Raw genomic sequence first — 24,367 nt, 5'->3', positions numbered from 1 at the left:
AAAGGAACATTATGTCAGAAGATATTTCAAGCAAAGTTAAAAAAATTGTAGCAGATCACTTAGGTATTGATGAAGCTAAAGTGTTGGACGATTCAAGCTTCATAGATGACCTTGGAGCAGATAGTTTAGATACAGTTGAGTTAGTAATGGCTTTTGAAGAGGAATTTGGTTCAGAAATTTCAGATAGTGAAGCTGAAAAAATTCTTACTGTAGGTGACGCTGTTAACTTTATAGCAGGAAAAGCAAACTAGAAATTAAATGTCCATAAAAAAAGATGGGATAATGGTAATTTTATCATCCCCATCTGGGGCAGGTAAAACAACCTTAGTAAAACTCCTCTCTAAAAATAAAAATTTTCATATTTCAGTTTCTCATACCACAAGAAAACCTAGACTAAACGAAATTGCAGACAAAGATTACTACTTTGTTGATCATGATAAATTCGAAAATTTAATAAAAAATGAAGAATTTTTAGAGTATGCAAAAGTATTTAATCACCTTTATGGGACAACTAGAACACCAGTTATTGAAAAATTAGAAAAAAGTGAAAATGTAATATTTGATATTGATTGGCAAGGAGCTGATCAAATCAAGAATAAAAAATTAAATTATAAATTAATCACTTTTTTTATTTTACCTCCTAGTAAAGAGATACTATTTGAAAGACTATCAAATAGAGACATGAAAGATAAACTGATAGTAGAAGAACGCATGAAAGAGTTTAGCAGAGATGTTTTGCATTGGATTAATTATGATTACGTAATTATTAATGACAATCTAGAAGAATGTTATTCTAAAATTAGCAGTTTAATTGATGCTGAAATTAACAATGGCTCAAAAGACTACGATAAAGATTTCATTAGAAAGCATGTTGAAAAACTAACCTCTTAAGTCTTCATATTCTTTTACAAGTTTAAAATATACTTCAGGCTCAAGGTTTTGAGGTCTAAGATTAAGATCAATACCAAATTTTTCTGCAACTTTTTTTCCATTATCAAAAACTTGGTTAAAGGGTTTTTTTAACATTTTCCTTCTTTGGCTGAAGAATATTCTAGTTATTTTTTCAAGATTTTTAGGATCCTTTAATTTAAAAAAATTCTCTTTGGGAGTGAATAAAAGTAAAGAACTATCTATTTTAGGTCTTGGTGAAAAGCTTTGTGGTTTAATATCTAATATCTTTTTTACATTTAATTTCCAACTTGATAAAATTGATAGTCTACCATAATTAGAGTTATTAAATTCAGATATAATCCTATCTGCAACTTCTTTTTGAAACATTAAAATGAGACTATCGAACCAAAAATTTGAGCCAATATTAAGAATCCATTTAGATAAGATTTCTGTCGATATATTATAAGGTAAATTACCAAAGACAGATAGTTTTTGCGCCGAGATATTACTTTCTGATACTTTTAAGATATCATCATTGATGATTTCAATTTCAGTATCAAACTTCTCTTTTAGCAATATAGCTAAATCATCATCTTTTTCCACAACATAGAGTTTCTTTGGTTTTTTTTTTAAAATATATGTCGTTAGATTTCCACTACCTGGTCCAATTTCCAAGACTTCCTTGTTAGTAATATCGGTTATGGATACAATTTTTTCAAGCACCTCTCTATCTATTAAGAAGTTTTGGCCAAGACTTTTTTTTGCTTTTATGAACACTTATTTGTCCAAAAATTTTAAGGCTTGAATTAAACTTTTTGGATCAGATAAATTCTTACCTAGCATTGAATAATTTGGGCCATGATCTGGAGAAATACGAGTAAATGGTAGACCTAAAGTAATATTAATTGCATCAAAACCAAATAAAGCCTTCATAGGAGAAAGTACTTGATCATGATACATACCAATAATTACATCATATTTATTTAAAAATGATTTTGTAAAGATAGTGTCAGCTGGAAATGGACCATTTATTTTATTATTTTTTAATCGCAATTTCTTAATAGCTGGAATTATCACTTTATCTTCTTCAGAATTTTTAAAATTACTCTCACAGTGTGGATTTAAACCAGTTATTGCTATCCTTGGCAGTTTATTAAATTTTGTTTTATAAAATTTATCAATAAGCTTAACATGTTGATATATCTTTTGTTTTGAGATTTGTTTGTGAACATCTTTTAAAGGTAAATGTGTTGTAAGTGGACTAACAGATAGTTTATTATTAAATATAAGCATCACAACTTTATTATTATTTTTTGTTTTTTTTGCTAAATACTCAGTAATACCTAAAGCTTTACCTTTTAAAAAAGATTTTTTTGAAATTGGTCCATTAATAAATTTAGATAATTTATTTCGCTTGATAATTTTTAATGCTAACTCAAAAGAGTTTTTTATGTAATCATTAGATTTACTAGAAATTTTTTCAAAGCAACTTTTAAATTTATACTCTACATTAATTAAGTTAATTTTTTTATTATCTAGTAAATTAAATTTTTTAAAATTTTGATCAATAGTATTGATTTCAAAAAAAAATCCTAATTTAATCATTTGTTGCTCAAGTAATTTTTTTGAAGCAATAATTATTAAAGGGCTTTTATAATGATGGGCTTGAATGCTTTTAAAAAATATTTCTAAAAAAATGCTATTTGGCTCACCTGCAACAATTAATATAGGTTTATAATTCATTTATGAAACTATTAATTTTTATTTTTTCATAAAATATTTTTGAAAATTGATCTAGTTGTTTGCTGGTCTCAAATTGAATCATCTTATTTAACTCTTCATCTTCATTGATTATCGTATTTTCATATTTAATTTCCTCTATCTTTAAAATTAAAAATGAAGAACCTACTAGCACAGGAGATGTGTATTGACCAACTTCTAGTGCTTTTAATTGTTCTAAAATTTTTGTTGATAATTTTTGTTCCTCTATCCATCCAATTTTACCTCCAAATTTTGAGCTGTCTGATATGCTGTATATATTGGCAGTGTTTTTAAATCCTATCTCGCTTATACTTTGATTAATATTTTCTAATTTTTTTTCAAAATTTGAGTTATTTTCTATGTTAAATAAAATCTCAGATAGAGAGTATTTTTTTTGCTTTTTTGTACTTGTTAATTTTTTTACTTTTTCTTTTAGTTGATCTGTATCAATATTAATTTGACCAATATATCGATTGTATATCAATTGATTCCATAATATTTCTATTTCAATTTTTTTTTGGACATAGCTTAATGATATATTATTACTTTGCAGGTATTCTTTAAATTCTTTTTTATTTTTGATATTTAAGTTTCTATAAAAATTTTCTAGATAATTATCAATATCTATATTTATTGTTTTTAAGTCAAAATATTTTATTAATTCTATTTTTTTAATTTTTTCTCGAAGTGCTGACTCTTTTGATAGTTCAATAATTTTTTGTTTTTCTAAATTTTTTAATTGATTATTAAGTGATACTAAATATCGGTATTCTTTTTCTATGTCAGAATTTGTTATAATTTCATTATTGACTTTGTATACGATGTAAAAATTTTCAGCAGTGCTTGATTTAAAACTTATTATTAGAAATAAAAACAAAAATAAAATAAATTTTACTTTAGGCATTATTTTTTAAGATTTGGAGACTTTGTCTCTCCAAATGGGATTATAGTTAAGTTTAGATATATACTTTCATTCGCTTTTAAATTTCTATCTGTATAATAATCTTTATTATATTGAATTGCTGCAATTAAGCAGTCATTTCTATATTGATACATTAAATTGTAAAACTCTGTTGCATTGGTCTTCTTGTTTTCTCTTGTTTCAAAAATCAAGCTACTTGTTTCTTTAAAATTATATGAAGTTTTATTTGATAAATAACTATCTTTATCTATACTGTTGTTTTCATTTAGATATTCAAAAGTAGTTACAAAATTATTAATTTTGAATTCATTTTTTAATATTTGATAACTTGTATCTTTTAAATTTTGATCTTGAGAAAATTTATAGTTAAGACTAAAAAACTCATTGGGGTTATAATTCAGTTCTCCCATTATATCTGAGGTTTTATTGCCCAGTGAACTATTTACAGGTAAATTTTGATCATCTTTTAATTTAAAAACGTTAGCAACTTTTAAGTTAAAAACCTCTCTATTAGAAGAATCGGTATTATAAAATTCAGTACCAAAGCTTAACGATCCACCTCCCTCAACGGAGTCACTTGATCCAAGTCTGTTAAGAGCAAAAACATTACTCACATCAATTCTTTTATCTTCATTTCTTGCATTCTTAGAATTGTTAGGACTATATCTAGCTGAAATAATAGGTTTGAGTATGTTTGAGTAATCGTTAGTCTTTTTTTCCATTGGATAAGAAGAATTAAACTCAATCAAAGCTGCTATTTTTGTATCTAAACTTTCTTTATAATTTTTAGAATTTTCACTATCTGTATTAATATTTTTAAATAAAATATTATAATTATTTTTTAAGCCCTTATTAGTAAATCTAGGATAAGAACTATAAAGAAAATCATTAACAATAACCTTTTCAAAAACATTAGTATCATAATTTTTAATGAAGCCACTTGAGTCTAAATTAAAGCTTCCGGATGTTAACATATCTGAGTAGAGATCTTTTTTAAGGTTGAAGCTAGGATAAACATATTCATATTTGTCTCCATCTGGTACATCACTTAGATTTTCGTAGACTATAAAATCAGCCTCCAAACTCAAATCTTCTTTTGATCCACTAAATTTAATTGAAGAAGTTAAAGTTCCAGTATCATTGTTAATAAGAGGAGAATCTAATTTATAATTTTTTAGATATGTATCCTTAGAAGTAAATTGTAAATCAGCTGATAAATCCAGATTATCAAAATACTTTGAGTTTAATTTTTTTTGACTATTTGAAAAAAAATGACTTTGAGAAGAATTATCTTTTTCACTTAACATACTTAAATCAATAGTATGTTTTGAAGTTGCATTAACTACCCTATATTCAGATTGTGCAAGTATTTTATTCGTTGAATAAAGTCTTGGAGTAAATGTTAAATCTTTATTGTTAGAAAGCACATGAAAATATGGCAGTGTAAATGCTGAGCCTGTAGAATTAGACCCTGTAAAAGAGGGCATCAAAAATCCAGATTGTCTTTTTACAGTCGGGTCAGGATGAAAAAATTTTGGAAAATAAAAAACAGGTTTATCATAAATTTTTAACCACGCATTTTCATAATTAATTGTCTTTTTTTTTTATCATGTGTAATTTTTGAAGCTAAAAATTCCCAGGGTGGACAATCGTCATTTTTTTTACAGGTTGTAAAAACACCTTTTTCTATAATAGTTTTATCATTGTCACTTTTAACAGTTTTACCCTTTATTCTTGGATCATTGTTTTCAGCTAAATTATTAAAATCTAAAAATATGTCCTTTCCAATTAATTTATTGGTTAATAAATTTATATATGCTTTTTCAATATAATATTTGTTATTTTGCACATCTAAAATATTTGCTCTAGATATCTTTAACAAACCATCATCTAAAGTATAACTAAACTTTTCTGAAGTAAAATTATTTAAAGCTTTATCATAAAAAGTTGATCTGACATTTGAAAAAATTGTTTCTTCTATTTTGTTATAAGAAACCTCTTTAGATTTAAATGTAACAATGTTTGCAAGGTCTTTAATTTCAACATTTCCTATTGCCTTAATTAATGAAATTTTTTGATCATAAATTAATTTATCTGCATTAATTTCAATATTTTTTTCAGGTAAAATAACCTTTGCTTTATTAGCAATTAATATTGACGAGCTTTTATCAAATTTAAAACTTTGACCATCAATTTTTATATTTGAAGACTTGGAGTATGCAGAACCTATTCCAGCATTTATAATACTTCCGTTATTTGTAATATTTAAATCTGAAGTGCTAAAAATAATTTCATTTGCGTAAGCTTTATTATTAATAATTAAAACTACAAAAAAAAATAAAAATATTAAAAATTTTGAGTTATTTTTCATTTAGCCTTACAATTCCAATTAAACTAATGAGTATCAATATCATAAATGGAAGATATGTTGATACTATAATTGGTATTTTACCATTTTCCCCCATTAGATAAGACAAATAAGACAAATAATAAACAATCACCGAAAATAATATCCCTGACAATAAATGAAAAATAATAGAAGTATTCCTTTTATTATTAAACATTATTATTGAAGAAAGAATTGTCATAATCGAGACAAATAATGGGAGAGAATAAAGCTTATGCAAATGAATATCAACTTCTCTGGTAGAATTTCCTAAAGAGCTGTAATCATTTCTTAATTTTAGTAATTGAAAAATATTTAAAGAGGACAAATTATCAAACAAACTATTTATTTTTTTAATATCAAAGTGTGTTTTAATAAAATATTTTTCATTAAGTTGCGTAGTTTTATTATCCTTAAAAAGCATTGGTTTAGATAAAATCCATTCATAACTGGAAATATCAATTTCTTCAGAATTAATAATATGAGTTAATTGAAAATTATTATCAAACTCATGAATCGAAACATTGATTAATGAATTATTTGATATTTCATCTGCATTAATAATATATATCTTATTATCAATCTCATCTTTAATCCAAAGACCACTTTCTTTAACAACTGCCAAATATTTATCATCATTTGAGTATGAATTTTTTATATCAAAATAAATAAACTGTAATTTAGCAGATATTGCATAAAATATAGTCATTAAAATAAAACCAAATAGAAGTGATGTAATAAATAATGTTTTTAAAATTCTGATATTGCTTAATCCATTAATCTTTAAGATCTCAAGCTCATTTTTATCAATTATATCTAGAAAAAAAAATTGAGTTCCAATTAAAAAAATAAAAGGAAAGATTTCAAAAAGAGTAGCTGGAGCATTTAAACTACTCAATATTATTGGAAAAAAAATGTTTGTTTGAAGATCTTTAAAAAAATTAATTTCTTCAAATAAATTAAGAATAAAAATTAATGCTAAGAAAATAAAAAAAACATTCAAAATTTTTTTTGTAAAAAGTAATATTAAATATAATTCAAAAGTTTTAATCATCAGTAATTTCTCTTTGATCTAATATATGCAAAAAAATACAAGCTAAGAATTGAGAAAATTGGAAAAATTATAAAAAAATATTGTCCAAAAATATTATTAGATGAATACCTTAAAGATATTTCAGAAATAATTATAACAACAATACCAATAAAAAATATTATATATCTATAAAGAGTAAATTTTTTATTTTCTTTTGAAATAAAAAAAATAAAACATGCTATTAGAGATAGTAGAAGCAAGTATATAGGCTTGTAAAACCTTTTAAAAAGTTCTTCTTTAATATTTTTAATAGAACTTTCCTGGCAAGTTAAAATCTCACTTTTGAATTGATTTACTTTATTTTGGTTGTAATAATTTAAACACTTTAGCAAAAGTCTACTGCTTAATTCCTGATTTTTGGGATAGGAAGTACTTTTACTTCCATACTGAGTTAAATTAAAATCTATTTTCTCAAATGAAAAATTGTTATTTTTGGATCCCTCTATATTAATTACACTTCCATCAGATAGCTCTAAATATTTTTTATTTTCAAATTCTTTTATAAAACCTCTCTTGGCATAAATAACTTTTGATGTTGAAGTACTTCTTTTATCTGTCTCTTTAAGATAAATATTATTATAAACTCCTTTTGGCTTTTCTTTCTCAATGAATATAGTTAGATTTTTTACCACATCTATGAATTTACCTTCTTGAAAAAGTGATGGAAAAAAATCAATATTAGAATTTCTTATGAAATTACGGGCTTTATCCTGACCACCAGGTGAAAGATATGCCCCTATAATTATTTGAAGAATAACAAAAATTAGTGAAAAAATCATAATTACCCTAATAAATTGAAATTTACTTATGCCTAGGGTCCAGAAGATAATTAATTCATTATTTAATTCATATCTGTTAATTTGATAAAACAAGGAAACAAAGAAAATAAAAGGTAAGATTCTATGAATAATTTTTGGAAAGTTAAATAAAGTATATGAGAGATAAACTTTAAAACTATGTCCGTCTTCTGTTATAAAATCTAGATAGTTAACTGCTTGAATTACCCATACAATTAAACCTAGAGATAAAGTCATTAATAAAAAAAAAAGAAGGTATCTTTTAAAAAATGAGCAAATAATAATTTTTTCATTGTAATATAATAAATTTATTCATATATAGCATTCATCTATCTCAGATTGTATTTAAAAATTTATGTCTATTAAGATTAATTATTTAGAAAAACTTGACAATAAACCATTTGAAAATCTTGTTTTATTTGTCGATGAAAATTTCAATATTAAAGATCTTAAAAAATATATTTCAAATTCTGAATTTTTATACATAGCTGACCTACTAAAAAATAGTGATTTAAAAAAAGATCTTCTTTTATTTAAAGTTAATTCAAAAAAAACAGTATTTTTAGTGTCTATTAAGAAAGATATAAAAATATCAGATATAGAAAATTTAGGAGCTAAATTTCACAGTTATATTAATAATGATAAGAAAAAAGAATACTTTGTAAATTCAGATACAATTAATAATAAAATTAAAAATTTCGTTGGTTACTTTCTGCATGGACTTAAATTAAAATCATATGAATTTAATATTTATAAATCTAAAAAAAACAAAGAAACTGTTTCCGTAAATGTTATAGGAAACAAAAATAAAATATCTACTCAAGATCATTTAAGATTTAAAGCTTTAGAAGAAGGAAGTTTTTTTGCAAGAGACCTTGTGTCTGAACCGGGAAATGTTTTGCACCCTGATGAATATGCAAAGAGAATAAATACACTTAAAAAGTTTGGATTAAAAATAAATATCTATGATGAAAAAAAATTAAAAAAACTTGGAATGAATGCTTTACTTGGTGTAGGGCAAGGTAGTATTAGAGGATCATATCTTGTAACAATAGAATGGAATGGTGCAAAAAATAATTCTAATCCCTTAGCTTTTGTTGGAAAAGGTGTTTGTTTTGACACTGGAGGTTACTCTTTAAAACCAGCAAAGTTTATGGAAGATATGACTTATGATATGGCAGGCTCAGCTACTGTAGTGGGTTTAATGAAAAATTTAGCAATAAGAAAAGCAAAAATAAATGCTGTTGGTGTTGTAGGGCTTGTTGAGAATATGGTTAGTGGAAACGCTCAAAGACCTGGTGACATTGTAAAATCTTATAGTGGCAAAACAATAGAGGTATTAAATACAGATGCTGAAGGTAGATTAGTTTTGGCTGATGCTTTAACTTTTACTGAGAAAAAATTTAAACCTAAGTTTATGATTGATCTAGCAACTTTAACAGGTGCTATTATAGTTTCATTAGGCTCTGAATATGCAGGTCTATTTTCAAACGATGATAAATTGTCAAAACAATTATTAGAAGCGGGTGATAAAGTTGAAGAAAAATTGTGGAGAATGCCATTGCATAAAAACTTTGACAAACTTATAGACTCAAAAAATGCAGATATGCAAAATATTAATTATGTAGGTGGCGCAGGATCTACAACCGCAGCACAATTTTTACAAAGATTTATTTTAAATAAAACACCTTGGGCCCACTTAGATATAGCTGGTATGGCATTTTCAAAATATGGAGGTGCTTTAAATTCAGGTGGTGCAACTAGCTATGGAGTAAGATTATTAAACCAACTAATAGAGGATAATTATGAGTAATTTAGAACAAACACTATCAATCATTAAACCTGATGCTGTTGAAAGAAATTTAGATAATGAAATCAAAGACATGTTTATAGATAAAGGTTTTAAAATTATCAAAGATAAAAAAATTCAGATAACAAAAGCAGAAGCGGAACAATTTTATAAAGTTCATGAAACTAAACCTTTTTATAATGATTTATGTGCTTATTTGTCTTCAGGACCGATAGTTGTGATGGTGTTAGAGAAAGAAAATGCAGTTTTAGGAAACAGAGAATTAATGGGTGCAACTAAACCAGAAGAAGCTGCAGAAGGAACTATAAGAAAAAAATATGGAATTTCTATTGATAAAAACTCTGTACATGGCTCTGATAGTGTTGAAAATGCTAAAATTGAAATTAATTTTTTCTTTAAAGATTAATTAAATAATTTTTTTATAGCCGCTGGATAGAGCTTGTGCTCTTGTTTTAAAACTTTTTTAGCTAAAGAAATAGAATTATCTTTTTTTGAAATTTTAACTTTCTTTTGCAGAATTATTTTTCCTGAATCAAGTTTTGCTGTTACAAAATGAACAGTACAACCAGCTACCTCATCTTTATTTTGTATTGCTTTTAAATGAGTATCAAGCCCCTTATATTTTGGCAGTAAAGAAGGATGTATATTAACTATTTTTCCACTAAATTTTTTAATAAAATCTTTAGATAAAATTTTCATAAAACCTGCAAGGCAAATAAACTTTATATTTTCTTTGTTTAATAAATTTAATATTTTTGCTTCAGCTATTCTATAGTTTTTAAAGCTTGATACATATTTTTTTATATTAAATTGATTTGAAAATTTTAAACCTTTGGCTTTTGAAGTATTTGAAAAAATTAAATCTACGGATATAGGTGAATTTTTTATTTTAGAAAATTTTATTAAATTTTTTAAATTACTTCCAGTTCCAGATATAAATACTGCTGTTTTAATCTTTTTAGGACCAGTCAATTTCACCATTAAGTTTAACTTTATATTTTCCTGTAGTTATTTTTCCAATAACATAGGGTTTAAATTCTTTTGTAAAAAATTTAGTAATTTTATTTAAGTTTTTAGGATTAACTATTAAACAAAAACCAACTCCACAGTTGAATGTTTTTAACATTTCCTTATCATCAATGTTATTTTGCTTCAACCATTTAAAAATTTTTTTAGTTCTAACTTTATTTAAATCTATATCAGCGACTAATTTATCTGGAATAACTCTCTTAATATTATCTGCTAGGCCACCTCCAGTAATATTTGCACATCCATTTAAAAGATTGTTATCAATTAAATTTAGAACTTCTTTGACATAAATTTTTGTAGGTCTTAGTAATTCTTTTTTTAAAAACGAATTATTTTTTAAATTAATCTTTTTTTTATTAAGCACGTGTCTAACTAAAGAATAACCATTTGAGTGAACACCACTAGATGGTATAGCCAGCACTAAGTCATTTTTTTTTATATTCTTCTTTGATAATATTTTTTTTTCATCAACCAAACCTACTGCAAAACCTGCTATATCAAATTTACCTTTTTCATAGGTACCTGGCATTTCTGCTGTTTCACCACCAACCAATTCACAGTTAGAAGTTTTGCAGCCTCTTACTATTCCTTTGAGGATCAATTTTAATTTATTTAAATCAATTTTATTAATAGAAATATAATCCAAAAATAAAAGTGGTCTTGCTCCTTGAACAATTAGGTCGTTTACACTCATAGCAACTAAATCAATGCCAATTGTATCGTATTTATTGAGTAAATTGGCAATCTCTACTTTTGTACCAACGCCATCAGTACAAGCAACAATTTTAGGATTTTTAAGATTTTTTGGAATATTAGTTATAGAGCCGAAGCCACCAATATTATTAAACTTTTTTTTGCCTTTATTATTTGATGATATTGACGATATAAATTTAACAAAATTGTCAGCAGCATTTATGTTTACACCGCTTTTTTCATAGGTAAATTTTTCTTTTTTCATTAGTATATTATATGCAAATAATTAATAAATTTTATAAATTACTGAATGTATATATTTCTTTTATTTTATTCTCTCTATTAATAGTATTTTTTTCCACAACTTATTCTAGTGCAAATGCATTTAGGGTACCTAATATTGAAATATCCTCTCCATTTGAATTAAATTTTGAAAAAAATAACGTAATTGACAAAGGATTTCAAACTTCCTTTTCTGATTTGATTTCAATGATTACAACCTCTGGTGATAGAAAAAAGATTAAAAATGTTTCTATAAAAGAAATTAAGAGGATGATCGACTCTTTCACTATTAGTGATGAAAAATTTATAAATAATGAGTATTTTGCAAATTTAGAAACAACATTTAATAAGAAAAAAATTCTTAAATTTTTAGAAAATAAAAATATTTTCCCATCCATACCCCAAATAAATAAGGTCTTATTATTTCCTATCCTTATAGAAACTAAAAATAACAATATATATCTTTTTAATAACAATATTTTTTACGATAAATGGAATGAACAAAAAAACTCATATGATTTGTTAGATTATTTATTACCAAGTGAAGATATTGAAGATTTGATAGAGCTACAAAAAATCTCAAAAGATATTGAAACTTATGATTTTTCAAATCTAATTAATAAATATGATATTAAAGATAGTATAATTTTAATAATATATAAAGAAAGCAACAGAGTAAGAACACTTTCAAAAATTAATTTAAATAATAACTTGAAAATTCAAAATAAGAACTATCCCAAATTAGATATTTTGAATAATAATGACTTTTCTAATATTGTTGAAAATTTAAAACAGCTTTATGAGGATCAATGGAAAAAAAATAATGAAATTAATACTTCCATAAAACTTCCTATAACAATATCTATTAATTCCAAAAAAACTAAAAAAATTAAAGAGTTGGAACAGGTACTTTATAGTTTAGATCTAGTTTCTGACTTTAGTATTTTGAATTTTAATAGTGAGGTTATTCAATATAAAATTACTTATAATGGCACACCTAATATATTTTTAAATGACATGAGAGAAAAAAACCTTGAATTCGAAATGAAGAATAATATGTGGATATTAAAATGAAAAATTTAAATCAATTATTATTAGATTTTAATTATGAACAAAACTTTAAAGATGATGATTTTTATGTTGGAAAGAGTAATTTTTATGCTTTTGAAATGATTAACAAATGGCCAAAGTGGGAAAAAAATTTTTTAAACATTAATGGTGAAAAATTTTCTGGAAAAAGCCACTTAGTTAATATTTTTTTGAAAAAATTTAATGGCATTAGGATTGATGTTAATTCATTAAATGACGAAAATATTAAATCCATTAAACCTTACCAAAATATTGTTTTAGAGGATTTAAATTTAAATATAAATGAGAAGCTGATTTACTCACTTTTTAATATAATAGATCAAGATAACAAATTTTTAATAGTCACATCAATAAAACCAATATCAGAGATTAATTTTAAACTTGAAGATTTTCGATCTAGAACAAAGAACTGTCTTTTTGCAAATATTCAAAACCCTGATGATGAGCTAATGTTTGCATTAATATTAAAAAATTTATCAGATAGGCAAATTACTTTAGATAAAAAGCTGATTAACTTTATTATTAAAAGAATTGAGAGATCGTATAGCAAAATATTTGAATTCATATATAAAATTGACAAGATTAGTTTAAAAAAAAAGAAATCTATCGATTTTAAAATTATTAATGAAGCTCTTGAGGAATAAGTGAATAAATATAGAACACATACATGTAGTGAGTTAACAATAGATAGTAGTGGTAAAGATGTTGTTTTATCAGGCTGGATAAACAAAAAAAGAGATCATGGAAATTTACTATTCATAGATTTAAGAGACAATTATGGAATGACTCAATGTATCATAGATAAAAGTAACGAAAATTTTAATTCATTAGAAAAAATTCAATTAGAAAGTGTAATTAAGATAAATGGTAAGGTTGTAGAGAGAACAAAAGAGACTATTAACACAGATCTTCAAACTGGAGAGATTGAGGTTAATATAAATTCATTTGAACTGTTGGGTACTTGCAAGGAGTTACCAATGCCAGTTTTTAGTGATCAAGAGTATGCTGAAGAAATTAGACTCAAGTATAGATTCTTAGATCTAAGAAGAAAAAAAATTCATGACAATATTATCTTAAGGTCAAAAGTTATCTCTTTTATTAGAAGCGAGATGTCTAAACTTGGGTTTTTGGAATTCCAAACACCAATATTAACATCCTCTAGCCCTGAAGGTGCAAGAGATTTTTTAGTACCAAGTAGACTAAATCCTGGAAAATTTTATGCACTGCCACAAGCTCCACAACAATTTAAACAACTTATAATGGTTTCTGGTTTTGATAAATATTTTCAAATCGCTCCATGCTTTAGAGACGAAGATGCAAGGGCAGATAGAAGTCCAGGAGAATTTTATCAGCTTGATTTAGAAATGTCTTTTGTTGAACAAGAAGATGTCTTTCAAGTTGTTGAAAAACTAATAGTCAATGTCTTTAAGAAATTTTCTGAAAAAAAATTGATGTATGAAAAATTTCCAAGAATACCTTATGAGGAATCTATGCTTAAGTATGGATCAGATAAGCCAGATTTAAGAAACCCATTAATAATTTCAGATTTATCAAGCATTTTTACACGTGATGATGTTACGTTTGAGATATTTAAAAAGCTTGTAAAATCTGGTTCTAAAGTGAGATGTATAGTAACAAAAAATACAAAAGATAAACCTAGAAGTTTTTTTGATAATATTGATAAGTGGGCAAAAGAACAAGGAGCGTCTGGTCTTGCTTATTTTACAATTGAAAAAGAAGAAAATATTTCAGCAAAAGGACCGGTTGGAAAATTTTTTTCTAAAGAAGCCCTAGAGGAAATTATGAAAATCACTGGAGCTGAGATAGGGGACAGTATATTTTTTGCTTGTGGCAAAATAAATGATGTTGAAAAAATAACCTCTCTAGCCAGAGATAAAATTGCTAAAGATTTAAAATTAATTGATGAAAATACTTTCGCATTTTGTTGGGTTGTTGATTATCCAATGTTTGAAAAAAACGAAGTAACTAATAAAATCGAATTTAGTCACAATCCATTTTCAATGCCTCAAGGAGACTTAAAAGATATTGATTTTGATAATCCTCTTAATATTAAAGCCTATCAGTACGATATTGTTTGCAATGGGATAGAGCTATCTTCTGGTGCAATTAGAAATCACGTGCCTGAATTGATGTATAAACTTTTCTCGATTGCTGGATATCAAAAAGAACAAGTTGATGAAAAATTTAGTGGAATGATCAATGCTTTGAGTTATGGAGCCCCACCTCATGGTGGTATAGCACCTGGTATTGATAGAATTGTAATGTTATTAGCAAATGAAAAGAATATTCGAGAAGTTACAATGTTCCCAATGAATCAAAATGCTCAAGACTTAATGATGAACGCTCCATCAAACGTTAACGAAGAGCAACTTAAAGAGCTTGGTTTAGCTTTAAAACTGAAAAAATAATATTACTTTTTACCTTTTAAGCTTATTTTAACATCAGATAAATCAACAAGATTTTTTTTGTAATTATTTCTAACAAAACCTTTGCTAGTAACATCTTTTATAATTTTAAGTAATTGATTTTGATCTTCAGTATTTTCTTCCTCAGGTAAAGATCTATCTGATCCACCAATTGATGGAGTGTGAGCAAGATCTTCTCTATTTTGATATGAAATTGCTAATTCTCTAAAAATATAATCAAGTATTGAAGAAGCACTCATTATTCTGTCATTACCGTGTACTTTTCCAGATGGTTCAAATTTAGTATCAACATAAGCACTGATGAACTCATCTAAAGGAACGCCATATTGAAGACCAAGTGAAATTGCTATTGCAAAATTGTTCATCAAAGCTTTTACCAGTTCACCCTCTTTACTTGTGTCTATGAAAATTTCTCCAATTTTACCATCTTCATATTCACCAGTGTGGAGATAAACTTTATGGTCGCCAATTGTCGCTTTTTGGATGTAACCTTTTCTTCTATCAGGCATACTAAATCTTTTACTGACACCTTCGTTAATTTTTTTAACAAAATTAGTATTATTTTCTTTTGAAATGACCTTAGGTTTGCTTTGTTCAGTAATAATATCTATTTTTTTAGTCTCGGTTACTTTATTATTTGAATCTAAACTTTTTGTTTTTCTTGTATCAAGTTTAACGTCTAAAACTTCAAATTTTCCATCGTCCCGTTTTTCAAGGTTTGCCAACTCTGTTTCATTAATATCATCTAGATAATGATTAACTTTAAAGCTACAAGTATAATAAGTTTCTACTAAATATTTTGCCATTTTTCCTTTAATTAATTTTTTATTTTGAATCGTAAGATAATTAATTTATATACAAATCCTTACTTTAGTCTAATTTAAATAATACAATTTAGGATTGAAGAATTAATAAAATAATATGTTGACACTTTTAAAAAAAATTTTCATTTGGTGGAACCAAGAAACACTAGGTACAAAATTAAAAACTATTTTTTACGGAAAACTTGCTGGAAAAGATTCGAGTGGCAACAAATATTACGAAAGTAAATCTGGAAACCGATGGGTGATTTACAATGATGAAATTGATGCATCAAAAATCCCTAATGAATGGTACTCTTGGATGCATTTCACTAATAATAGAATTGAAAACAATCATGAATTGAAAAAATATGATTGGCAAAAACCGCATCAATCAAATCAAACGGGTACTGAGAATGCCTATCATCCTAATAAAAATAATGATCCTATTAAAAAAAAATATACAATCTGGAAAAGTTAGTTTCTTATTTCTTTTAATTTATTTTTTTTTAAAAAGCTTATCATCACCCCTAGTAGCTAGTGAAAATAATGGAGGAAAATTTGTTGAAATAAAAATTTTAGATAAAGTAAGTTCAAAGACCGATCTTTTAAAATTAAAGATAGGAGAGGAGCTAAGATTTAAAAGTTTATTAATAAAAAGTCTCAAATGCAAAAACTCTGAATTTGATGACAGCCCAGAAATTACAGCTTATATTCAGGTTAAAGATACAATTAATAAAGATAACAACGAAGTGTTTATATTTAATGGGTGGACTTTTTCATCTAGTCCTGCAGTAAATCCTTTTGATCACCCAGTATATGATATTTGGTTAACAAGATGTTATTAGAATACTTTTTCATTGTCTAGCCAGCTAACATTAAAGTCTGACTCAACAAATTTTTTATGATTTAGTAGAATTTTATGAAGAGGTATTGTTGTTGTTATTCCTTCAATAACAAATTCATCTAAAGATCGATTCATTCTTTGTATTGCTTCAGTTCTATTTCTGCCATGAGTGATAACTTTACAAATCATACTATCGTAAAATGGTGTAACTTTATAACCTTGAAAAATTGCACCATCTACTCTTGTTCTAAAACCTGATGGTTGGTGACACATTCCTATAGTTCCTGGTGAAGGTTGAAAATTTTTACTCGCATCCTCTGCATTAATTCTACATTCTATTGCATGGCCCCTAGGATTAATGTCACTTTGTTTTAAAGCTGTTTCACCAGTGTAAGCTATCCAAATTTGCTCTTTAATAATATCAATACCAGTTACCATTTCAGTTACAGGATGCTCTACTTGAACTCGGGTGTTCATTTCTAGAAAATAAAATTTTCCATCTTCATATATAAATTCAACAGTTCCAGCACCCTCATAACCAATTTTACTAACCATATTTACAGTTCTTTCAAAAAGATCTTTTCTGATCTGATCTGTTAAAACTGGACTAGGAGTTTCTTCTATTAATTTTTGATGTCTTCTTTGAACTGAGCAGTCTCTTTCATGTAAATGTACTGTTCTATTTTTTCCAGATAATACCTGAACTTCAATATGTCTTGGATTTTGGAAAAATTTCTCAATATAAATTTCATCATTGCCAAAATATTTTTGTGCTTCAGACTTTGCTGTTGAAAATAATGTTTCAAATTCTTCTTCTTTACGAACGATTTTCATTCCCTTGCCACCACCACCTGCGGATGCTTTAATCAGAACTGGAAAGCCTATTTTTTTACAAAGTTCTTTGGCTGCCTTTATGTCTGTTATTCCGCCTTCAGAACCCTCAATAACAGGTAGACCATGTTCTTTTGCAATTTTTTTTGCTTGAATTTTATCTCCCATCATCTCTATGAGTTTTGAAGAAGCACCAATAAATTTAATATTATTTTCCTCTAGTACTTTAGCAAAATTTGCATTTTCAGATAAAAAACCATATCCAGGGTGAACCGCTTCTGCTTTTGTAAGTTCTATTGCTGACATCAAAGCTGGGATATTTAAATAGCTATTTGCAGGTTGGTGTGAGCCAATGCATACACTTTCATCCGCCAGTCTTACATGCATACTATCTTTATCAACATCAGAATGAACAGCGACAGTTGCTATACCCCATTCTTTGCAAGCTCTTATAACTCTGACTGCAATTTCCCCTCGGTTTGCAATTAGAATTTTTTTAAACATTACTCTACGATGATAATAGTTTGACCGTATTCAACAGGTTGGCCATCTTCTACACAGATTTCTTTTATAATTCCATCTGCTGTTGATGGAACATGGTTCATAGTTTTCATAGCCTCAACTATCATAACCGTTTCACCTTTTTTAATTTTTTTTCCAACTTCTACAAATTTTTTACCACCAGGTTCTGCCGCAAGATAAGCTGTACCAATAATAGGAGATTTAACTTCAGTTCCAGAAACAACAGTCGACTTAACGGTTTCAAGGGCTGGTGTTGAAGCAGCAACACTTACAGTTTGATTTGAATTAGCTGGATTCGATTTTGATACTTTTATCTTAGTATCTTTATCAGTGTACTCAATTTCAGTTAAATTGAATTCATTTAAGTAGTCAGTTAATTCTTTAATGATATTTTTATCTATTTTCATTTCTGTAACATGTTTTGCATTGCAATTATGGCTAAAATATAACCATTATCACCTAAACCAAAAATTCCACCAGTAGCAATGTCGCTGATTAAAGATTTGTGTCTAAATTCTTCCCTTTTATATATATTTGATATGTGAAGTTCAATAATTGGTTTTTTATAAATATCTAAAGCATCCCTGATAGCTACAGATGTATGCGTAAAACCTGCAGCATTAATAATTATACCATCAAATTTACTTTTAGCCTCTTGGATGGTTGTAACTATTTCACCCTCTATATTTGACTGGGAAAATTCTAAATTAATATTTAAATCTTTAGCTTTACCCAAACAGTTTTCTTTTAATTTGTCAAAAGTTATTGATCCATATTGTGATTGTTCTCTTTCACCTAATAGATTAAGATTAGGACCATTAATAATTATAATATTATTACTCATCAAATTCTTATACATTATGAAAAAAATAAAAAAAATAAAAATTAAATTAAATGGTAAATTTTCATCGATAAATGAAAATTTAAGCCTTTCTATTTTTTTAAAAGAGCTAAAAATACCTCTTAAAAAAGTAGCAATTGAATTAAATCAAGAAATAATAGATAAAAATAATTTAAAAACTATAAAACTAAAAAATAATGACAAAATAGAAATTGTTCATTTTATTGGAGGTGGATAAAATTGGTTAACGATAAATTAATAATTGATAAAAAAAAATTTAATTCCAGATTAATAGTTGGAACTGGAAAATATAAAAGTATGGCAGAATGTGCAAAAGCTATTAAATTATCTGGAGCAGAAATTGTCACTGTTGCTGTGAGAAGGGTAAACATTTCTGATAAAAAAAAACCTTTGTTGATGGACTACATTGATCCAAAAAAAATAACTTACTTACCAAACACTGCTGGCTGCTTTAATTCTGAAGAGGCTCTTAGAACTTTACGTTTAGCAAGAGAAATTGGTGGATGGAAACTGGTAAAACTTGAGGTCTTAGGAGATAGGAAAAATTTATTTCCAGATATGATTGAAACATTAAAATCTACAGAAGTTTTAACTAGAGAAGGGTTTAGAGTAATGGTTTACTGTAATGATGATCCTTTAATGGCTAAAAGATTAGAGAATGTAGGAGCTTGTGCGATTATGCCTCTCGCAGCACCTATAGGATCTGGACTGGGGATTCAAAATACAACAAACATAAAAATAATAAGAAGCCAAACAAAACTTCCTTTGATAATTGATGCTGGCTTAGGACAAGCGTCAGACGCAGCTATTGCCATGGAGTTAGGTTGTGATGGAGTATTGGCTAATACTGCAATCGCTAAAGCTAAAAAACCATTTCAAATGGCATTGGCATTTAAAAACGGAGTAATTGCAGGAAGACAATCTTATTTAGCAGGTCGTATAGAAAAATCTATTTACGGTAGCGCATCTTCTCCAAAAACTGGAATTATCTAAGCTACAGGTTTTTTAAAAAATTTCTTTTTAAAAAAAGGTTTTTTATAAGGCTTTTTTTTAATAGGACTTTCAAAAGATTTAACCTCTTTTTTTTGCTCTTCTAGATTTTTTAACTTTTCTATATGTTGAACTGTTTCTATTGTTTTTTTAGTTTTGTTTTGAAGATCAATTATGTATTCAGGAATAATAAGACTGTTATCCGCAATTATATCGATCTTAATTAAGTTTTTTTCTTCAAAATACTTTAAATCTTCAATAAAGTTTTCTTTCATAAAGTCTGATATCTTTTCACAAATCTTAAGTTCTACAAATTTTGCTTTTGTTAAAACAGCTTTAACCTCGACTAATTTAAGAATCTTCATTGCAAAAGACTCATCTGTAAGAGTAACTTTCCATTTTATAGCACTTTCCCTTAATCTTTGTCTGGACATTTCTAAAAGTCCAAATGTACTAATTCTTCCAATTTGAATTCTTGCCCTATCAGTTCTGCATTGTTCTTTAAGTTTTCTCTCAACCAACCTTCTATTTCCAAAACTCAACATATCAATAAAATCAATAATAATTAGACCAGACAGATCTCTTATTTTTATTTGTCGAGATATCTCTTCTGCTGCCTCAAGATTAGTGTCTAAAGCAGTACTTTCTACATTTTTTTGTTTAATAGAGCTTCCTGAATTTATATCAATTGAAACTAGCGCTTCAGTTGGATTTATAACTAGGTAACCTCCTGATTTTAGTTTTATTTCTGAGTCATAAATTTGATTTAATTTTTCTTCAATGTTCTCTTTAAAAAATAAAGGAACTTTTTCTCTATATTTTTTTATTTTTTTTACATGAGAGGGCATCATTAACTTCATAAAGTTTTGGGCTTTTTTATAACCTTCATTACCTTCAATGACGATACTATTTGTGCTTTCATCATACATATCTCTCAAAGTTCTTTTTATAATATCACTTTCTTGATGGATTAATGATGGAGCTATAGAGTTTAATGCATTTTCTTTAATTTCATTCCAAGTTTTAATCAAAGTTTGAAGATCATGATCAATATCATTTTTTGTTTTGTTTGATCCTGCAGTTCTTACAATAAGCCCCATTTCTTTTGGAATAACTATATCGTTTAAAATAGTTCTAATTTTTTTTCTTTCTCCTGGGTTAAATATTTTACGAGATATGCCACCACCTTTTGGTGTATTGGGCATTAGGACAATATATTTACCTGCTATAGAAATAAATGTACTCAACGCAGCACCTTTTTGTCCTCTTTCATCTTTTAAAACTTGTATTAAAATTACTTGGTTAGGTTTTATAACCTCTTGAATCTTATACCTTTTAGATCTAAATCTTATTTCAGGTTTTCTACCGTATAATGTGGGCGAAGTTTGTTCTTTATTTTCATCTACTTGAGCAGTATCTGTAATTGGAGCGTCACTCTCTTGTGTTGTCTGATCATCAGTTTCTAATTCAGATTCAGGTTTTACTTCAACTGGATCATTAATATCAAGATTGCCCTCGTTAATATTTTTTTGCTCTTCTAGTTCACTTTTTTTTAATAGTTCTTCTCTAGCTTTCTCTTCCTCTTCTTTTATTTTTGCTAAATCGCTCTGAGGTATTTGGTAATAGTCTGATTGAATATCATTAAAGGATAGAAAACCGTGTCTATCTCTTCCAAAATCAATAAATGCAGCTTGTAAAGATGGCTCTACACGGCTTACTTTGCCGAGGTAGATATTATTTTTTATTAAATTGTTTTTTAAGCCTTCGTACTCGTAGTCTTCAATGTTTTCACCTGACTTAAGTACAACTCTTGTTTCATTTGGATGCGAAGCATCAATGTATAAATTTTTTTCCATATATTTTTGATTAATTGTTTCATTTTATATTTAAATAATTTTAAATTTTGTTTGAATTCTGATGCCTTAACTTTAACAAATTCTTGTATATATTAAACTAAAATGCTTCGAATAATTAAAAATATATTTATAGTAGTTTTAAGTGTTGGTTTGTTATCTGCATTTTCTATATTAGCTGTTTTGTGGGCTTTTTCTAACAATTTACCAGATTATAAATTCCTCAAAAATTATAAACCATCAGTTTCTAGTAAAGTTTACTCAGGGGATGGTGAGTTGGTGAATGATTTTTCATCAGAAAAACGAATATTTGTACCCTATAAATCAATATCAGAAAAAGTGATTAATGCTTTTTTATCTGCAGAAGATAAAAATTTTTATTCGCATCCAGGTGTAGATGCCAAAGGAGTGTTAAGAGCAATAATTAATAACATTTCTAATGTAGTTGCATCAAGAAGATTGGAAGGCGCATCAACGATAACTCAACAAGTGGCAAAAAATTTTTTATTAACAAACGAAGTAAGCTTCAATAGAAAAATTAAAGAAGCAATTCTTGCCTTTAGAATAGAAAGAGCCCTTTCAAAAGAAAGAATATTAGAACTATACTTAAATCAAATATATCTGGGTGAAGGTACTTATGGCGTTGCATCTGCTAGCTTAGAATATTTTGATAAATCAATTAGTGAATTGAATTATGAGGAAGCAGCTTTATTAGCAGCTCTGCCAAAGGCTCCAAGTAGATATAACCCGTATAAAAATATAGAACTCGCAAAATTTAGAAGAGATTTAGTTATAAACAATTTGTTTGAAAATAATTATATAAGTAAACAAAATCAAAAAGAGCTTTTGTCGAAAAAAATAATATTAAAAAAAAGAAAAAAAATATTTACAGAAGATACTAGTTACTACGTAGAGGATATTAGAAAAGATGTGGTTGAAAAATTAGGATTTGATAAAGTTTACAAACAAGGATTAAATATAAGTACACCTATTAATATTAGCTTGCAAAAAATTGCAACTGACTCATTTAGACAAGGTCTTATTGAATACGATAAACGAAAAGGGTGGCGTGGTCCATTGACTAATATTAAAAATTTAGAGAAATGGAATAAAGATTTAGATAAATTTAGATTAGAAAGATCGATTAATTGGGATTTAGCAATAATTAAAAGGATTGATAAATTTTCAGTAGAAATTGAAACAGAATATGAAAAAAAAGGAATTATTAAGTATGAAAACATCTCTTGGATCAAAAAAGATTTTAAAGAAATATTAGAAATTGGAGATATTATTTATGTTGAAAACATAACAAAAAATATATTTGCCTTAAGGCAACTGCCAGTAGTTAATGGAGGAATTGTTGTTATGGACCCTTTTACTGGACGGGTATTAGCTCTAAGCGGAGGGTTTAGCTTTAAAAAAAGTGAATTTAATAGAGCCACACAAGCACTAAGGCAACCAGGTTCAGCTTTCAAACCTTTTGTTTATGCTTTAGCTCTTGAGAATGGATATACACCATCAACTTTAATTCTAGATGCACCACTAGTTTTAGAGCAAGGATCTGATTTAAAAATGTGGAAACCAGAAAATTATGGAAAAAAATTTTATGGACCATCAACACTAAGAATGGGGTTAGAAAAATCTAGAAACTTGATGACAGTTAGAATTGCACAAGATCTTGGGCTTAAAAAAATTATTAATTTCTCAAAAAAACTTGGTATTTATGAAAACCCCAGTGAGCTTTTATCAATTTCATTAGGTTCGGCAGAAACGACTTTATTGAAATTAACATCTGCATACTCTTCTTTTGTTAATGGAGGAAAATTAGTTAAACCAATAATGATAGACAGAATTCAAGATAGTGAAGGTAATACAATTTTTAATAATGAAATGAGAGAGTGTATAAATTGTGATCAAATATCTTACTTAAGTGACAATTATCCAAATATAAAGGACAGTTTTGAGCAAATATTTTCCCCAGAAACAGCATATCAAATGACCTCGATATTGGAGGGAACCGTTCAAAATGGAACGGGAAAAAATTTAAAAGATTTAAATTTGGATTTGGCTGGAAAAACAGGCACAACAAATGGAAATACAGATACATGGTTTATAGGATTTACTTCAAAATTAGTAATAGGAGTTTATGTAGGTTCAGACAATCCAAGATCACTTGGAAGGTTTGAAACAGGAGCAAAAACAGCATTACCAATTTTTAAAAGCTTTGTAAAAAAAGCTGTAAAAAAAGAAGATGCAAGACCGTTTAAAGTTGCAAAAAATATTTTAATGAAAGTTATTGATCCTATTACAGGAGAAAAAGCTGAAATTGGGACAAGAAGAACAATTATTGAAGCATATAAAGATATGAAAGTAGAAAATTTATTAAATAAAGATATTAATAATAGATTAAAAAATAATAATATATTAAGGTTCTACTAATGGACAATGAATATTTAAATTAC

The 24,367-nt window shown here is 26.9% G+C and carries 26 protein-coding genes; 12 read left to right on the top strand and 14 right to left on the bottom strand.

Annotation, left to right across the window (positions count from 1 at the left end; genetic code table 11):
- The first annotated feature begins 11 nt into the window (after positions 1-11).
- Both AC5SL3_RS04550 and gmk read left to right on the top strand, forming a co-directional pair.
- Positions 12-251, top strand: a complete 240-nt coding sequence (locus tag AC5SL3_RS04550) for an acyl carrier protein (RefSeq protein ID WP_006997205.1) — start codon at positions 12-14, stop codon at positions 249-251.
- A 7-nt stretch (positions 252-258) separates the two neighbouring features.
- Entirely contained in the window at positions 259-891 is a 633-nt protein-coding gene (gene gmk, locus AC5SL3_RS04545; RefSeq protein WP_271486705.1) for a guanylate kinase, read from the top strand.
- Here gmk and rsmA read toward each other — a convergent pair.
- The 7 genes from rsmA to AC5SL3_RS04510 form a co-directional block, all read right to left on the bottom strand.
- The gene (rsmA, locus tag AC5SL3_RS04540; RefSeq protein ID WP_494577659.1) at positions 880-1,668 is read right to left on the bottom strand and encodes a 16S rRNA (adenine(1518)-N(6)/adenine(1519)-N(6))-dimethyltransferase RsmA; all 789 of its coding nucleotides are present in this window, start codon (positions 1,666-1,668) and stop codon (positions 880-882) included. The genes gmk and rsmA overlap by 12 nt on opposite strands.
- On the bottom strand, positions 1,669-2,634 hold the full coding sequence (locus AC5SL3_RS04535) for a 4-hydroxythreonine-4-phosphate dehydrogenase PdxA (protein WP_494577657.1): 966 nt from the start codon (positions 2,632-2,634) through the stop codon (positions 1,669-1,671). It lies immediately after the preceding gene.
- The gene (locus tag AC5SL3_RS04530) at positions 2,624-3,556 is read right to left on the bottom strand and encodes a peptidylprolyl isomerase (protein ID WP_494577656.1); all 933 of its coding nucleotides are present in this window, start codon (positions 3,554-3,556) and stop codon (positions 2,624-2,626) included. Before AC5SL3_RS04530 ends, AC5SL3_RS04535 begins: the two co-directional genes overlap by 11 nt.
- Positions 3,556-5,061 (bottom strand): LPS-assembly protein LptD, encoded by a 1,506-nt coding sequence (locus tag AC5SL3_RS04525; protein WP_494577655.1) that lies wholly within the window; start codon positions 5,059-5,061, stop codon positions 3,556-3,558. Before AC5SL3_RS04525 ends, AC5SL3_RS04530 begins: the two co-directional genes overlap by 1 nt.
- Positions 5,062-5,141: 80 nt before the next feature.
- Positions 5,142-5,945: a hypothetical protein gene (locus AC5SL3_RS04520; protein WP_494577653.1), complete on the bottom strand. Its 804-nt coding sequence runs from the start codon at positions 5,943-5,945 to the stop codon at positions 5,142-5,144.
- Positions 5,935-7,014, bottom strand: a complete 1,080-nt coding sequence (locus AC5SL3_RS04515; protein WP_494577651.1) for an LptF/LptG family permease — start codon at positions 7,012-7,014, stop codon at positions 5,935-5,937. The genes AC5SL3_RS04520 and AC5SL3_RS04515 overlap by 11 nt, the downstream gene beginning before the upstream one ends.
- On the bottom strand, positions 7,014-8,129 hold the full coding sequence (locus AC5SL3_RS04510) for an LptF/LptG family permease (protein ID WP_494578785.1): 1,116 nt from the start codon (positions 8,127-8,129) through the stop codon (positions 7,014-7,016). The genes AC5SL3_RS04515 and AC5SL3_RS04510 overlap by 1 nt, the downstream gene beginning before the upstream one ends.
- Positions 8,130-8,205: 76 nt before the next feature.
- Between AC5SL3_RS04510 and AC5SL3_RS04505 the strand changes: the two genes are divergently transcribed.
- Positions 8,206-9,663 (top strand): leucyl aminopeptidase, encoded by a 1,458-nt coding sequence (locus tag AC5SL3_RS04505; protein ID WP_494577649.1) that lies wholly within the window; start codon positions 8,206-8,208, stop codon positions 9,661-9,663.
- Positions 9,656-10,066 (top strand): nucleoside-diphosphate kinase, encoded by a 411-nt coding sequence (gene ndk / locus AC5SL3_RS04500; protein ID WP_494577647.1) that lies wholly within the window; start codon positions 9,656-9,658, stop codon positions 10,064-10,066. The genes AC5SL3_RS04505 and ndk overlap by 8 nt, the downstream gene beginning before the upstream one ends.
- Here the strand turns inward: ndk and purN are convergent.
- On the bottom strand, positions 10,063-10,641 hold the full coding sequence (purN, locus tag AC5SL3_RS04495; protein WP_494577645.1) for a phosphoribosylglycinamide formyltransferase: 579 nt from the start codon (positions 10,639-10,641) through the stop codon (positions 10,063-10,065). The two genes, ndk and purN, sit on opposite strands and share 4 nt — an antisense overlap.
- Positions 10,619-11,647 (bottom strand): phosphoribosylformylglycinamidine cyclo-ligase, encoded by a 1,029-nt coding sequence (gene purM / locus AC5SL3_RS04490; protein ID WP_494577644.1) that lies wholly within the window; start codon positions 11,645-11,647, stop codon positions 10,619-10,621. The genes purN and purM overlap by 23 nt, the downstream gene beginning before the upstream one ends.
- Positions 11,648-11,658: 11 nt before the next feature.
- On the opposite strand from purM, the gene AC5SL3_RS04485 reads away from it, so the two are divergent.
- From AC5SL3_RS04485 to aspS, 3 genes are read left to right on the top strand one after another with little or no spacing between them, the layout of a single operon-like run.
- Entirely contained in the window at positions 11,659-12,738 is a 1,080-nt protein-coding gene (locus AC5SL3_RS04485) for a hypothetical protein (RefSeq protein ID WP_494577643.1), read from the top strand.
- On the top strand, positions 12,735-13,397 hold the full coding sequence (locus AC5SL3_RS04480; RefSeq protein ID WP_494577641.1) for an HdaA/DnaA family protein: 663 nt from the start codon (positions 12,735-12,737) through the stop codon (positions 13,395-13,397). Before AC5SL3_RS04485 ends, AC5SL3_RS04480 begins: the two co-directional genes overlap by 4 nt.
- Complete coding sequence (aspS, locus tag AC5SL3_RS04475; RefSeq protein ID WP_494577640.1) at positions 13,398-15,182, top strand: aspartate--tRNA ligase; 1,785 nt, start codon at positions 13,398-13,400, stop codon at positions 15,180-15,182.
- 2 nt (positions 15,183-15,184) lie between these two features.
- Here aspS and AC5SL3_RS04470 read toward each other — a convergent pair whose 3' ends face one another.
- Positions 15,185-16,006, bottom strand: coding sequence for a TSCPD domain-containing protein (locus AC5SL3_RS04470; RefSeq protein WP_494576355.1), 822 nt, complete (start codon positions 16,004-16,006; stop codon positions 15,185-15,187).
- A gap of 115 nt (positions 16,007-16,121) precedes the next feature.
- Between AC5SL3_RS04470 and AC5SL3_RS04465 the strand changes: the two genes are divergently transcribed.
- Both AC5SL3_RS04465 and AC5SL3_RS04460 read left to right on the top strand, forming a co-directional pair.
- Positions 16,122-16,481: an NADH-ubiquinone oxidoreductase subunit NDUFA12 family protein gene (locus AC5SL3_RS04465; RefSeq protein WP_494577638.1), complete on the top strand. Its 360-nt coding sequence runs from the start codon at positions 16,122-16,124 to the stop codon at positions 16,479-16,481.
- Positions 16,441-16,848, top strand: a complete 408-nt coding sequence (locus tag AC5SL3_RS04460; RefSeq protein ID WP_494577636.1) for a DUF2155 domain-containing protein — start codon at positions 16,441-16,443, stop codon at positions 16,846-16,848. The genes AC5SL3_RS04465 and AC5SL3_RS04460 overlap by 41 nt, the downstream gene beginning before the upstream one ends.
- Here the strand turns inward: AC5SL3_RS04460 and accC are convergent.
- Genes accC through aroQ form a run of 3 tightly spaced genes read right to left on the bottom strand, consistent with a single transcriptional unit; the run spans position 16,845 to position 19,044 of the window.
- A complete protein-coding gene (gene accC, locus AC5SL3_RS04455) occupies positions 16,845-18,182 on the bottom strand; it encodes an acetyl-CoA carboxylase biotin carboxylase subunit (RefSeq protein WP_271487288.1) in 1,338 nt (445 codons plus the stop codon). The genes AC5SL3_RS04460 and accC overlap by 4 nt on opposite strands.
- Positions 18,182-18,607 (bottom strand): acetyl-CoA carboxylase biotin carboxyl carrier protein, encoded by a 426-nt coding sequence (locus tag AC5SL3_RS04450; protein WP_494577634.1) that lies wholly within the window; start codon positions 18,605-18,607, stop codon positions 18,182-18,184. The genes accC and AC5SL3_RS04450 overlap by 1 nt, the downstream gene beginning before the upstream one ends.
- Complete coding sequence (gene aroQ, locus AC5SL3_RS04445; protein WP_494576347.1) at positions 18,604-19,044, bottom strand: type II 3-dehydroquinate dehydratase; 441 nt, start codon at positions 19,042-19,044, stop codon at positions 18,604-18,606. The genes AC5SL3_RS04450 and aroQ overlap by 4 nt, the downstream gene beginning before the upstream one ends.
- Before the next feature lie 16 nt (positions 19,045-19,060).
- Between aroQ and thiS the strand changes: the two genes are divergently transcribed.
- The gene (thiS, locus tag AC5SL3_RS04440) at positions 19,061-19,279 is read left to right on the top strand and encodes a sulfur carrier protein ThiS (protein WP_494577633.1); all 219 of its coding nucleotides are present in this window, start codon (positions 19,061-19,063) and stop codon (positions 19,277-19,279) included.
- 2 nt (positions 19,280-19,281) lie between these two features.
- Positions 19,282-20,055: a thiazole synthase gene (locus tag AC5SL3_RS04435; RefSeq protein ID WP_494577631.1), complete on the top strand. Its 774-nt coding sequence runs from the start codon at positions 19,282-19,284 to the stop codon at positions 20,053-20,055.
- On the opposite strand, the gene AC5SL3_RS04430 is transcribed toward AC5SL3_RS04435, so the two are convergent.
- Positions 20,052-21,908 (bottom strand): Rne/Rng family ribonuclease, encoded by a 1,857-nt coding sequence (locus AC5SL3_RS04430; protein WP_494577630.1) that lies wholly within the window; start codon positions 21,906-21,908, stop codon positions 20,052-20,054. The two genes, AC5SL3_RS04435 and AC5SL3_RS04430, sit on opposite strands and share 4 nt — an antisense overlap.
- 102 nt (positions 21,909-22,010) lie before the next feature.
- Here AC5SL3_RS04430 and AC5SL3_RS04425 point away from each other — a divergent pair, with 102 nt between their 5' ends.
- Complete coding sequence (locus tag AC5SL3_RS04425) at positions 22,011-24,344, top strand: penicillin-binding protein 1A (RefSeq protein WP_494577629.1); 2,334 nt, start codon at positions 22,011-22,013, stop codon at positions 24,342-24,344.
- Positions 24,345-24,367 lie beyond the last annotated feature (23 nt).

Source organism: Candidatus Pelagibacter sp. PS_34 (assembly GCF_059417845.1).
This window is presented reverse-complemented; position numbering and strand designations above follow the sequence as displayed.